The following is a 12,470-nucleotide window of genomic DNA, read 5'->3' as shown; positions in this document are numbered from 1 at the left end:
ACCCTTCGCCCCGTCAGGTGCGGCGGGCCGCCCGGTGGTAGAGCAGCGCGCCGACCGCGTAGAGCGCGGCCAGGCCGAGCAGCAGCGGCGCCGAGCGGCCGTTCAGCGGGAGCACCAGCGCGGTCACCCCGGCCGCGGCGACGAACGCGACGTTCACCAGCACGTCGTAGATCGCGAACACCCGGCCGCGGAACTCGTCCTCCACCGACTCCTGGACCAGCGTGTCCGCGCAGATCTTGGTGCCCTGGGTGGCCACGCCGAGCAGCAGCGCGGCGGCCATCACCGGGGCCTCCCGGAAGGTCAGGCCGAGCGCCGGCACCAGCACCGCGGTGCCTGCCAGGCAGGTCGTCATCCACCCGGACAGGCCGAGCCTGCGGGTGCACCACGGGCTGATCACCGCGGCCAGGAAGAAGCCCACCGCGGACAGGCCCACCGCCAGGCCGAGGCTGGCCAGGCCGCCCTGCTCGTCCGCGGCGTCGTTGAAGGTGTACCGGGACAGCATCAGCACCATGACGGTGAGCATCCCGTAGCCGAACCTGGCCAGGGTGACCGCGGCCAGCGCGTGCACCGCCGGACGGCAGTCCCGCACCAGGTGCCGCACGCCGCCCAGCAGGTCGAACCAGGTGGCTGCCAACGCCTGCCGCAGCGACGGCAGTTCGCCCCGCAGCTCGGGGCCCAGCCGGTCCACCGCGATCCGCTGCGCGGCCAGCGCGGCCGACAGGTACAGCAGGGCGGACAGCGCCACCGTCAACGCGTTCGCGGCCGCTCCGGCCGGCGCCGCCAGGCCCACCAGGAAGCCGAGGCCGGCGCCGCAGGCCGCCGAGACCGTGCCCAGGGTCGGCGACACGGCGTTGGCGGTGACCAGTTCGGACGGGGCGACCACCCTGGGCAGCGCCGCCGACAGCCCCGAGAGGATGAACCGGTTGATCCCCATCATCAGCAGCGCCGCGCCGTAGAACGCCCAGCGCGGCACCCCGCCGAGCAGCAGTCCGGCCGTCAGCAGACCCAGCCCGAACCGGACCAGATTGCCCATCAGCAGCACCTGGCGGCGGCGCCAGCGGTCCAGCAGCACCCCGGAGAACGGGCCGATCACCGAGAACGGGAGCGTCACCACCGCCAGCGCGGCGGCGATCTCGGTGGGGGAGGACTGGTGCTCCGGGGAGAAGATCGCGTACTTGGCCAGCGAGGCCTGGAACACCCCGTCCGACAGCTGCGAGAGCAGCCGGACCGTCAGCAGTTGCCGAAAGCCGTGGCCGCGCAGCAGCCCGCTGAGGGTGGCCTCCCGCGGGGGCCGTTCGGTGATCACCCGCCAAGGGTGCCACGAGGCTGCGTCGTTCCACGTGAAACATCCGCCAACAGTCGGCGACAACCGCCACCGCCGCACCGATGTCCTCACCGCCGCACGGTCGTTGACCAGTCCGGGAGGGAAGAACCACCTCGGACAACGGGAGGCTCCCATGCGGGACGAGTTCACCGCCCTACTGCTCGGCCAGGTCGGCGCCCACGAGGGCCGCTCCGCCGACGGCCACTGGAACAACCGCCAGCGCTACAGCACCGAGACCCCGGGCCTGGAATGGTCCGACGGCCAACCCTGGTGCGCCACCTTCGAAGCCTGGGCCGCCCACCGCACCGGCATGGACGCGCTCTGGCCGATGACCGCCTCCTGCCTCACCGCCGTCGCCTGGTGGCGCGACCGGGGCCGCTGGACCGACTACCCCGTCCTCGGCGGCCCCTTCTACCTCGGCCCCGACGGCGGCACCCACACCGGCGTGGTGGTCGCCTATGACGCCGACACCATCCAGACCGTCGAGGGGAACAGCAACTCCGACGGCTCCCCCGAGGGCGACGGCGTCTACCGGCGCTCGCGGCCGCGGCGCGGGCCCGGGTCGCCCTACGGCTACGGGGTGCCCGCGTACCCCGAGGGAACGGTGTCGGCGGACCCGGCGCTGGGCGGGGTGCCGGCCGCGCGGACGGCCGGGCAGGCGACCGCGCCGGCGGCCGGGGCCCCGCGCTGGCCGGGCCGGTACCTGCGGGTGCAGTCGCCGATGCTGCACGGCGACGACGTGCTGATGTGGCAGCGGCGGATGGCCGCGCGCGGCTGGTCGATCACCGCCGACGGCTGGTACGGGCCGGCGTCCGCCCAGCTCTGCCGGGCGTTCCAGCAGCGCCACCGGCTGGCCGTGGACGGCGTGGTCGGCCCGGTCACCTGGAACGCCGCCTGGTCCTGAACCGACCAACGCCGGAGGGCCGCCCCGCACACAGCGGAACGGCCCTCCGGTCAGACCCGACGAACGTCGGAGCGCTCAGCGCCACCCACTACAGCGAGCAGGCTTCGCTTCGCTCAGCGCTCGACCTCACCCCGGATGAACTTCTCGACGTTCTCCTTGGCCTCGTCGTCGAAGTACTGCACCGGCGGCGACTTCATGAAGTACGAGGACGCGGAGAGGATCGGGCCGCCGATGCCGCGGTCCTTGGCGATCTTCGCGGCGCGCACGGCGTCGATGATGACACCGGCCGAGTTCGGGGAGTCCCAGACCTCGAGCTTGTACTCGAGGTTCAGCGGGACGTCGCCGAACGCGCGGCCCTCGAGGCGGACGTACGCCCACTTGCGGTCGTCGAGCCACGCGACGTAGTCGGACGGGCCGATGTGGACGTTCTTGGCGCCCAGCTCACGGTCGCGGATCTGCGAGGTGACGGCCTGGGTCTTGGAGATCTTCTTGGACTCCAGGCGCTCGCGCTCGAGCATGTTCTTGAAGTCCATGTTGCCGCCGACGTTCAGCTGCATGGTGCGCTCGAGGATGACACCGCGGTCCTCGAAGAGCTTCGCCATCACGCGGTGCGTGATGGTGGCGCCGACCTGCGACTTGATGTCGTCGCCGACGATCGGGACACCGGCCTCGGTGAACTTGTCGGCCCACTCCTTGGTGCCGGCGATGAACACCGGGAGGGCGTTCACGAAGGCGACCTTGGCGTCGATGGCGCACTGGGCGTAGAACTTGGCCGCGGCCTCGGAGCCGACGGGCAGGTAGCACACCAGGACGTCGACCTGACGGTCCTTGAGGACCTGGACGACGTCGACCGGAGCCTCGTCGGACTCCTCGATGGTCTCGCGGTAGTACTTGCCGAGGCCGTCGAGGGTGTGGCCGCGCTGCACGGTGACGCCGGACGGCGGCACGTCGCAGATCTTGATGGTGTTGTTCTCGCTGTTGCCGATGGCGTCCGCCAGGTCGAAGCCGACCTTCTTGGCGTCCACGTCGAAGGCGGCGACGAACTCGACGTCCTTGACGTGGTAGTCGCCGAACTGGACGTGCATCAGGCCCGGGACCTTACCGGCCGGGTCGGCGTCCTTGTAGTACTCGACACCCTGCACCAGCGAGGCGGCGCAGTTGCCCACGCCGACGATGGCTACGCGAACCGAACCCATTCCGGTTGCTCCCTGAATCTCATGAGGCCCACCGTGCTGTGGGGGGAACCTCGTTCCACAACTGTTCTGACTGTCTGACGGGCGCGCGGGGCGCCCACGCCTCGCCGCGGGCGGCGGGGCCGGCGCGGTGCTGCAGCGCTCCGGTCAGGAGCGCCCCGGGCGGTCGTACGGTGGCCCGGGCGGGTCCGAGGACCCGGCGGCCTGGCCACGGCCGTCCGAAGTTTGGGGGGACGCGGCGCTGCGTCCGGTTCTGGTGGCCCGCTCGGTCTCGATCAGCTCGTTGAGCCAGCGGACCTCGCGTTCCACGGATTCCAGGCCGTGGCGCTGGAGTTCGAGGGTGTAGTCGTCGAAGCGCTCGCGGGTGCGGGTGATCGAACTGCGCATCCGCTCCAGCCGCTCCTCCAGCCGGCTGCGGCGGCCTTCCAGCACGCGCATCCGGACGGCCCGGTCGGTCTGGCCGAAGAACGCGAAGCGAACACCGAAGTGCTCGTCCTCCCACGCGTCCGGGCCGGACTCGGCGAGCAGCTCCTCGAAGCGCTGCTTGCCTTCCGGGGAGAGCCGGTAGACGATCTTCGACCGCTTGCCGTTGAGCGCGGTGGCCGGGACGTACTCGACGTCCGGGTTGTCCTCGACCAGGAAACCCTGGGCGACCAGGCTCTTCAGGCAGGGGTAGAGCGTTCCGTACGAGAAGGCGCGGAACGAGCCCAGCAGCACGTTGAGCCGCTTGCGCAGCTCGTACCCGTGCATGGGTGCGTCGTGGAGCAGGCCGAGGACGGCGAATTCGAGGACGCCTGAGCGTCGGCTCATACCGCCTTCCTCCTTCCGTGAGGGTTCCTGCTCGTCCGATGCCGATCGACCCGCAGGGGATGCCGGGTCGATGTGTCGCGCCGATGTATCGGCTCGATATATCGGCAACAGTAACCCTGGGTCACGGAAGGAGCAAGGGGGGCACGCGTAACTGCGATCACAAGGCCTTTGGGCAACGGGCATGTAATGAATCGCGGTCGGTTCGTCCCGGTTGGCTTCCAATGCCCGATTGGACACCTTTCAGAGAGCCGTACTCTTTCGCCTGTGCACCCTGACCGAGGAGCTGCTGAGAGATGAGCGAACACCGGCGTAGGTCGGCCAACCCCGGGGGCGAGCAGCCGTCGCGGCGCGCCGACGCGGGCAGGCCTTATGCCTACGGCAGCCCGGTCGAGGGCGCACCCGAGTACGGGCCCGGCCGGACCGGCGGCCCGGGCGCCCCCGGCGCACCGCGGTCCGGTGCGGCACGCTCCGGCCAGGGGCCGGTGCCGGGTGCCCGGCGGGCCACCCGGCAGACCGCGGAGCAGCCCCGGCTGACCCGCGCCGAGATGCGCAAGCAGGCCAAGAAGGGCGGTGGCGGCGGCCGCGGCAGCGCGGGCGGCCCGCCGAACGGTCGGAGCGCGGGGCGGAACGGCAAGCCGGGCAAGAAGCGGCTGATCGACTACCCGCGGTTCGGCCGGGACGGCTTCAAGCGCTGGGTGCCGTCCTGGAAGCAGGTGCTGAGCCTGTTCCTGATCTTCTTCGGCGGCGGCGTGGCCGCGGTCGGCACCGCGTACGCGCTGGTCGAGGTGCCGAACGAGAAGGCCGCGCTGGAGATCCAGAGCAACGTCTTCTACTGGGCCGACGGCACCGAGATGGCCCGCACCGGCAACGAGAACCAGCAGCTGGTCCAGCTCTCGGAGATCAGCCGCCCGGCGCAGGACGCGGTGATCGCGGCGGAGAACGAGACCTTCCGCTCCGACTCCGGCATCGACCCCAAGGGCATCGCCCGCGCCGTCTACAAGATGGCCACCGGCGGCGAGACCCAGGGCGGCTCGACCATCACCCAGCAGTACGTGAAGAACGTCTACCTGTCGCAGGACCAGACGCTCTCCCGGAAGGCCAAGGAGTTCTTCATCACCCTGAAGGTCAACGGTGAGAAGACCAAGGACCAGATCCTCCAGGGCTACCTGAACACCAGCTGGTACGGCCGCGGCGCGACCGGCATCCAGGCCGCCGCGCAGGCCTACTACGGCGTGGACGCCAGCAAGATCGACGCCTGCCAGGGCGCCATGCTGGCGGGCCTGCTGAAGGGCGCCGGCCTGTACGACCCGAGCCTCAGCAAGGAGAACCACCAGCGGATGGTGGAGCGCTGGAGCTGGATCCTGGACCGGATGGTGACCACCAAGGCGCTGTCCGCCGAGGACCGCGCCAAGTGCAAGGACTTCCCCGAGCCGATCGACGCGCAGAAGGTCACCAAGACCACCGGCGAGATCACCTACCTGATCGACGTCGCCAAGAAGTACGTCACGGCCAAGGACCCGAGCATCACGGCGGCGGCCCTGGACCGCGGCGGCTACCAGATCCACACCACCTTCCAGAAGGACAAGGTCGACGCCCTGAAGAAGTCCGTGGACGACTTCTCGGCGGCCACCCTGAAGCCGGACACCCGGAAGGAGGACCAGTTCGTCCAGGTCGGCGCCGCCTCGGTGGAGCCCGGCGGGGCGATCGTGGCCCTCTACGGCGGCCCCGGCGCGGAGAAGGGCCAGTACAGCAACAACGCCGACGGCAAGATCCTGGTCGGTTCGACCTTCAAGCCCATCGTGCTGGCCGCCGCGATGGAGGACGGCGTCCTCACCAAGAACGGCGAGGACGGCACGCCGGCCAAGATCAACCCCGACTCCCGCTACCTGGCCGACGACAACGCGCAGATCTACCGCGCCGACGGCAGCAAGGCGATCGGTGACGACGGGAAGCCCTACCACCAGCGCAACAGCGACCCCGGCAACAAGGGGTACGTGACGCTGCGGACGGCCATGCAGTGGTCGTACAACGTGCCGTTCGTGCAGCTCGGCCAGGACGTCGGCGGCGACAAGGTCAGGGCGATGGCGGAGAAGCTCGGCATGCACGAGGACACCCTGGCGGGAGCCAACACGCTGACCCTGCCGCTGGGCACCTCGGTGCCGAGCGCGATCCGACTGGCCTCGGTGTACTCGGTGTTCGCGGCGCACGGCCAGCAGACCGACCCGTACTCGGTCAGCTCGGTGAAGTTCCGCGGCAAGGACCTGCCGAACTTCGCCAAGCCGGCGCCGAAGGCGGCGCTGGACCCGCTGGTCGCCGACACCATCACCGACGTGCTGCAGAACGCCGCGAAGAACGGCACCGGCAGCAAGACCAACGAGCTGGGCTTCCCGGTGGCCGGCAAGACCGGCACCACCGACAAGAGCGTCTCGGCCTGGTTCGTCGGCTACACGCCGAGCCTGGTCACCTCGGTCGGCATGTGGCGCGAGGAGGCGGGCACCAACAAGGGCCTGCTCGACCTGCAGGGCACCGGCGGCAAGAAGGAGGTCCACGGTGGTGACTACCCGGCGGACATCTTCACCCGCTACATGAAGGTGGTCGGCCCGGGCAACCCGAGGAACTTCACGCCCCCGTCCGGCACTTGGGGCGAGGAGGTGGACTCCTCCGGCGCCCCGGTGACCGCGTCCCCCTCGGCCTCCGCCTCGGCGTCGCCGACCGAGCAGCTGCCCACCGGTCCGGCCGAGCCGTCGCCGAGCACCACGCCGGAGCCGAGCACCGACCCGAGCCCGAGCAGCTCGCCGAGCTGCCTGCTGGGCCTGTGCCCGCCGACCAAGTCGCCGAGGCCCAGCAAGAGCCCGACCGACACGGCGAGCCCGAGCGCCAGCCCGGGTGCGGCCGGCGGAGGCGGCGGGCAGTAGCCCGCCCGAATCCCGGCGCAATCACCGCAGAGGGGCACCGGACCGCGAGAGCGGTCCGGTGCCCCTCTGCGGTGGGATCGGCATCAGCCCCAGTGCTGGGACGCGTTCTCGTTCCGCAGCCAGGAGGCGAGGTTCTCCGGGGTGTCGCATCCCCAGTCGCCCTCGATCAGCTGCGAGCTGCCCTGGTACGACGGGCTGTAGTAGACGCGGTAGGTGGCGGCGCTGCTGCAGGCGACGACGGAGGCGGCGTTGTTGCGGACGCCTTGGCCGGCACCGGCACCGTCGTTGTCGTAGCGGTACGCGTAGTACGTGATGATGCCGTCGCCGCCGCTGGTGGTGCCGTCGTAGTTGGGCACGTTCCCGAAGAACCTGGCACCCGCACCGGTGCCGTTCTGGCTGTAGTAGACGTACAGGTTGTTGACGCCGCTGTAGCAGTCGGGGTTCGGGTCGGTGTTGCAGTTGTTGTTCACGTACACGGTGTACGTGGTCGCCTGTGCCTCGGCCGGGACGGCCAGGGCGCCGGCCAGAGCGGCGGTCGCCGCGACGGCCGCCTTCGCGGTCCGGCTGAGCGTGGTCTTCACGGTTCCTCCCGAATGGTGTGACTGGGCTGTGCGCTTCTCCGGAGGCCCGGGCGGCCCGCTGCGGGGCCCGGACGGCCGGACGTCTGGGGCGGCGGCCCGGCCCGGTGACGGGGCCTCCGCGGGGGTCAGCGCCGGAGCGCCTCGGCGGGTTGGATCCGGGCCGCACGCCAGGCCGGATAGAGGCCGGCTGCCAGCCCGGTGACGAGCCCGATGGCCGGCGCGGCGGCTACCGTGCCCGGGTCGACCACCGGGGTCCAGGAGCGCGCCAGCGCGACGCCGAGCACGGTGAAGACGCCGAGGGTGGTGCCGACCAGGCCGCCCAGGAATCCCAGCGAGGCGGACTCGGCGAGGAACTGCGCCGTGACATGGCGTCCCCGGGCCCCGAGGGCTCGGCGCACCCCGATCTCCCCGGTCCTCTCCAGCACCGCGATCAGGGTGGTGTTGGCGATGCCGATCGAACCGATGACCAGGCAGATCGCCGACAGCAGCAGGAACAGCTGGTCGAGGTCCGAGGTCACGTCGGTGCGCAGGCTCCGCGGGTCGGGCGGCGGTACCGCGTCAAACGCCTCGGGGTGCGCGGGATCGAGCGCGAGCGGGGCCTCGGCGGCGATCTGCCGGGCGGCGCCGACCTTGGTGGAGATCAGCATCCGGGCGCGCTCACCGGTCGGTTCACCCCAGAGCCTGAGCGCGGTGCCGCGCGGGACGGTGACCGACATCAGCAGGTCCGGTTTCCGGTGCACGTCGTCCAGCACGCCCACCACCAGGAACGGCAGGTCGTCGATGAACACTGCAGGCTGGGTGTCCAAGGCGCCGAGCCCCAGGCGTTCGGCGAGCGTCGAACCGATGACGGCGACCTGCTGTCCGGTGGTGTCGTGCCAGGCGTCGTACAGCCGTCCCTCGACCAGGTGTGGCTCGGCGGCGTCCAGCACGCCCGGCGACGCCGCCACCACGGCCACCTGGTCGTCCCCGCGCGGCCGGCCGACCGGCGCGGCCCGCACGCCGGCGTCGTTCAGCCTGACGTTCCAGTAGACCCCGGCGGCCTGCACGCCGTGGAGATGCTGGATCCGCTCGTCGGCGTCTGCGGGGAAGGACAGCCGGGTGAGTTCCGGTTGGGTTCCGCCGGTGTCCTCGACGGTCACCTCGGTGGCGGTGAGCAGGTCGAACCGGGTGTCGATCTGCGATTCGGCCGTGGCGGTGAGACCGAGTACGGCCACGAAGGTGCCCACGCCCAGCACGGTGCCGACCGCGGTCAGCGCGGAGCGGGCCGGGCGCTGGAGGACACCCGCCAGCGCCTCCGAGCACAGGTCGCGGAAGCGCAGTCGGGAGGGTTCGACCCCGGGCGGGGTGGATCGTCGGCTCATGCTGCCGCCGCCTCGGTCAGCACACCGTCGCGGATCGCCACCGTGCGGGAGGCCCGCGCGGCGACCTGCTGGTCGTGGGTGATCAGGACGACCGCCATACCGGAGCCGTTCAGTTGCTCGATCAGGGTGAGCACGGAGTCCGCGGTCGCCGAATCGAGGTTGCCGGTCGGTTCGTCGCAGAGCAGCAGGCTCGGCTCGCCCACCAGCGCGCGCGCGATGGCCACCCGCTGGCGTTCGCCGCCGGACAGCCGGTTGGGCAGGGAGTCCAGCCGGTGGCCGAGGCCGACCCGGTCGAGGGCCTCCCTGGCCAGGTCGCGTCGCCTCGCCGCTTCGCGGCGTCCACCGAGCCCCGCGTAGAGCAGCGCGAGTGCGACGTTCTCGGTGGCGCTCCGGTGCGGGAGCAGGTGGAAGGACTGGAAGACGAAGCCGATCCGGCGGCCGCGCAGTGCGGTCCGTTCGCCGTCCGACAGCGTCGCCGTGTCGAGGCCGTCCAGCAGGTACCGGCCCTCGGTCGGACGGTCCAGCAGGCCGGCCAGGTTGAGGAAGCTGGACTTGCCGGAGCCGGACGGTCCCACCACGGTCAGGTAGTCCCCGTGCTCCACCACGAGGTCGCAGGAGTGCAGGGCACGGACCGGAGGGGGCCCCGGATAGGTGAGGCCGACATTCTCGAACTCAAGGACGGGGATGCTCACTTGTCACCTCCCGGGCGGCCACTCCGGATGCCGACGACCACCTGTTCGCCCTCGTGCAGCGTTCCGGCGGAGACCGGCTGCACCTCAACGGAGCCTCCGCCGACCGTGCCCGTCGTCACCTCGACCCGATGGCGCTGGGAGTTCTCGAGGACGGTCACCACGGTGCGTCCGTCGGCGTCCGCGGACACGGCGGTAACGGGCACGACCAGCACAGGCCCGGCGGAGGACGCCGCCACGATGGTCAGCCTGACGTCCTGTCCGGCCAGTTGAGGATCCAGTGGGGAGTCGGGCCGGACCGTCAGTCGGTAGCCGGGCGGCCGGCCGGAGGTCGAGGACCCCTGCCCCTGGGCCTCGCCCGCCGGGTCGGCGGCCTCCGGGGCGTCCCCGACGGCGGAGACCGTCGCAGTGGCCCGGGTGCCGCTGATTTCGGACAGCACTTCCACCTGCTGGCCCGGGTGGACCAGGCCGTGGTCTGCCTGGTCGAGCTTCCCGGTGACCACCAGTGCGCCCGCCGAGATGGTCATGACCTTGCCGTTGACGATGGAGCCGACCCGGCCGGAGAGACCACCGACGCGAGCGGGGAAGGCCGAGAGGTAGACGATTTCTCCGGTCGGCACCATCGGTCCGGTCTCGGCGCGGACGGTGTCGAGCCTGGCCCGGAGCCTGGCAAGGTCCTCGGTGGCGCGGGCGACCCTCTTCTGGGCGGCGGCATCGGGGTCCGGCCGATCCGTTCCGGCCGACGGGGCTCCGGTGGGACCGGCGGCCTGTGCCGACCGGATGGCGGCGAGCTCGTCCGTTGAGTCCTCCACTGCGCGCTGACTTGACGTCACCGCCTCCTCGGCGGCCGTGACCTGGGCGGCTCCGTCCGGCGAGCTCGGCATCGGGTCGTAGCCGTGGGCACGGTACAGCGCGGTGACCGCCGCCTTGGTGCCCTCGCCGAATGTCCCCGCCGGGTCGTGGCCCGTGCCGAAGCCCAAGGCGCGCAGGGCACCCTGGAGTTGGACGACGTCCTGGCCGGTGGCGCCGGGCTTGAGGTCCCGGTACACCGGCAGGTCGCCCTGCAGCGGGAAGACGGGTCGGCCCGACACCTCGAGCACCGGGACCCCGGCGGACACCTGGTCCCCGGCCTTGAGCGGAAGCTTGGTCACCACCGCGGCCCCGGACGTCCCGCCGGAGGCGGTGGGGATGATGTCCACCGTCTGATCGGCGGTCACCTGGCCCCGGGTGACGAGGGTGGAGGTCAGCACCTGGCGTTCCACCGGGGCGGTCAGCACGTCGGCCGCGGGCGGCCGGGTGTCGGCCGCGGCCTGGGCCGGGGACTTGATGAGCAGGGCGGCGCCGACACCCGATCCGGTGAGCAGCACAGCGGCAATTGCTGTGGAAACGACCAGAGAACGTCGACGAACCAAGGCTGACATGGCTTCTCTCGCTAAATGTCCGATTTGAATCGGAAATCGGCGACGGACGGGTGCATCCGGCCATAACCTGCCGGGCTCCATGAGCACGATAGACGCATACGGACAGTTGCCGAGTGATTGTTTTTCAGAAACGTGTGAGTGATGCACATCACACTTGACGGTGGACGAGCACGGGCGGCAGGGTCCTCAATCGGATCTGATCAGGCCCTGGGGCGCAGCGGGACGGGTTGGGGCGGAACGCGTGCATTTCTCCGAGGCGGGGTGGTTGTCCGGTTTTGTGTGGCGATGAATTCGTGTGCGTTTTATGGACTGGGGGATTTGCTGTGGCTGCTGACGGAATTCGTTCGATCGGTGCTGTGCGGACGGTTCTACTCGCAACTGCGGCTTTTGCACTGCTGGCCGGCTGTTCAGGATCGGGAAGCCCGGCCGCCGGCCCTTCGGCCGGTCCGGCCGCCGCTGTGCCCACCGAGCTGATCCCCCAGGCCGTCCCGCAGACCGGGCTGGCCAAGGGCTTGTCCCTGCCGCTCTCCGCCTACATGGAGAACTACCCCGAGCAGCTGGCCATCCAGGCCGCGATGATGCGGCTCGAGCACGACTGCATGGCCCGGTTCGGCTTCGACTACAGCCCGGAGCCGCCGAACACCGTCTCCCCGAGTTACGACGACACCAACATGGCGCGCCGGTACGGCATCACCGACCGGGAGCTCGCCGCTGAGCACGGCTACGGGCTGGGGGACGAGAAGCTGCCCGCTCCCTCGTTCCCGGCGCTGTCCGATGCCGAGGTCGTCGTTTTCAGCGGCAAGGTGGCGATGCGGCCGGGTGCGGCGGACGCCCCCGCCACCTACCGCGGTACCGCCGTTCCCAAGGGGGGTTGCCAGGGCGAGAGCCTCGACAAGCTCGGCGCGCGGATCGACACGTCCCTGGCCAGCCGGCTGGACCACGAGTCCGCGGACCGCTCGCAGCAGGCCCCCGAGGTGCAGAAGGTGATCCGCGACTGGTCCGCCTGCATGGCTGCCGAGGGTTACACCGTCGACTCCCCTTACAACGCGTACAAGCTGACCCCGCTCGGTGGCGGTAGCGCCGACGAGGTGACGGTCGCCCTCGCCGACATCGACTGCAAGCAGCAGGTGGACCTGGTCGCGGTCTGGTTCCGGACCGAGACGGCCCTCCAGAACCAACTAGTCGAGCAGAACCAGCTCGCCCTCAAGGATGTCCGCGACCGGGTCTCGGCCGCGGTCAAGAAGGCGGCCGACGTCGTCGGTCGTTGACCGC

The 12,470-nt window shown here is 70.9% G+C and carries 10 protein-coding genes; 3 read left to right on the top strand and 7 right to left on the bottom strand.

Annotated features, from left to right (window positions below; genetic code table 11):
- Nucleotides 1-13: 13 nt before the first annotated feature.
- Nucleotides 14-1,306: an MFS transporter gene (locus tag BX266_RS18070; RefSeq protein ID WP_099901115.1), complete on the bottom strand. Its 1,293-nt coding sequence runs from the start codon at nucleotides 1,304-1,306 to the stop codon at nucleotides 14-16.
- 151 nt (nucleotides 1,307-1,457) lie between these two features.
- Between BX266_RS18070 and BX266_RS38685 the strand changes: the two genes are divergently transcribed.
- Nucleotides 1,458-2,228, top strand: coding sequence for a peptidoglycan-binding protein (locus BX266_RS38685; RefSeq protein ID WP_218969254.1), 771 nt, complete (start codon nucleotides 1,458-1,460; stop codon nucleotides 2,226-2,228).
- Nucleotides 2,229-2,341: 113 nt separating this feature from the next.
- On the opposite strand, the gene BX266_RS18060 is transcribed toward BX266_RS38685, so the two are convergent.
- Nucleotides 2,342-3,424 carry an inositol-3-phosphate synthase gene (locus BX266_RS18060; RefSeq protein ID WP_099901112.1) on the bottom strand — a complete coding sequence of 361 codons (1,083 nt, stop codon included), beginning with the start codon at nucleotides 3,422-3,424 and terminating at the stop codon, nucleotides 2,342-2,344.
- A gap of 144 nt (nucleotides 3,425-3,568) precedes the next feature.
- Nucleotides 3,569-4,231 carry a PadR family transcriptional regulator gene (locus tag BX266_RS18055; protein WP_099901110.1) on the bottom strand — a complete coding sequence of 221 codons (663 nt, stop codon included), beginning with the start codon at nucleotides 4,229-4,231 and terminating at the stop codon, nucleotides 3,569-3,571.
- A gap of 293 nt (nucleotides 4,232-4,524) precedes the next feature.
- Here BX266_RS18055 and BX266_RS18050 point away from each other — a divergent pair, with 293 nt between their 5' ends.
- Nucleotides 4,525-7,146: a transglycosylase domain-containing protein gene (locus BX266_RS18050; protein WP_099901108.1), complete on the top strand. Its 2,622-nt coding sequence runs from the start codon at nucleotides 4,525-4,527 to the stop codon at nucleotides 7,144-7,146.
- An 83-nt stretch (nucleotides 7,147-7,229) separates the two neighbouring features.
- Here the strand turns inward: BX266_RS18050 and BX266_RS18045 are convergent, their stop codons facing one another.
- From BX266_RS18045 to BX266_RS18030, 4 genes are all read right to left on the bottom strand, one after another.
- The gene (locus BX266_RS18045; RefSeq protein WP_099901106.1) at nucleotides 7,230-7,727 is read right to left on the bottom strand and encodes a hypothetical protein; all 498 of its coding nucleotides are present in this window, start codon (nucleotides 7,725-7,727) and stop codon (nucleotides 7,230-7,232) included.
- Between the two features lie 125 nt (nucleotides 7,728-7,852).
- The gene (locus BX266_RS18040; RefSeq protein WP_099901104.1) at nucleotides 7,853-9,088 is read right to left on the bottom strand and encodes an ABC transporter permease; all 1,236 of its coding nucleotides are present in this window, start codon (nucleotides 9,086-9,088) and stop codon (nucleotides 7,853-7,855) included.
- Complete coding sequence (locus BX266_RS18035) at nucleotides 9,085-9,780, bottom strand: ABC transporter ATP-binding protein (RefSeq protein WP_099901102.1); 696 nt, start codon at nucleotides 9,778-9,780, stop codon at nucleotides 9,085-9,087. Before BX266_RS18035 ends, BX266_RS18040 begins: the two co-directional genes overlap by 4 nt.
- The gene (locus tag BX266_RS18030; protein WP_259464743.1) at nucleotides 9,777-11,144 is read right to left on the bottom strand and encodes a peptidoglycan-binding protein; all 1,368 of its coding nucleotides are present in this window, start codon (nucleotides 11,142-11,144) and stop codon (nucleotides 9,777-9,779) included. Before BX266_RS18030 ends, BX266_RS18035 begins: the two co-directional genes overlap by 4 nt.
- A 512-nt stretch (nucleotides 11,145-11,656) precedes the next feature.
- Between BX266_RS18030 and BX266_RS18025 the strand changes: the two genes are divergently transcribed.
- The gene (locus tag BX266_RS18025; protein WP_099901098.1) at nucleotides 11,657-12,466 is read left to right on the top strand and encodes a hypothetical protein; all 810 of its coding nucleotides are present in this window, start codon (nucleotides 11,657-11,659) and stop codon (nucleotides 12,464-12,466) included.
- Nucleotides 12,467-12,470 lie beyond the last annotated feature (4 nt).

It is taken from the genome of Streptomyces sp. TLI_171 (genome assembly GCF_003610255.1).
Classification (GTDB): Bacteria; Actinomycetota; Actinomycetes; order Streptomycetales; family Streptomycetaceae; genus Kitasatospora.
The sequence above is the reverse complement of the archived record's forward strand: the minus strand, read 5'-3'. Positions and strand labels throughout refer to the sequence as shown.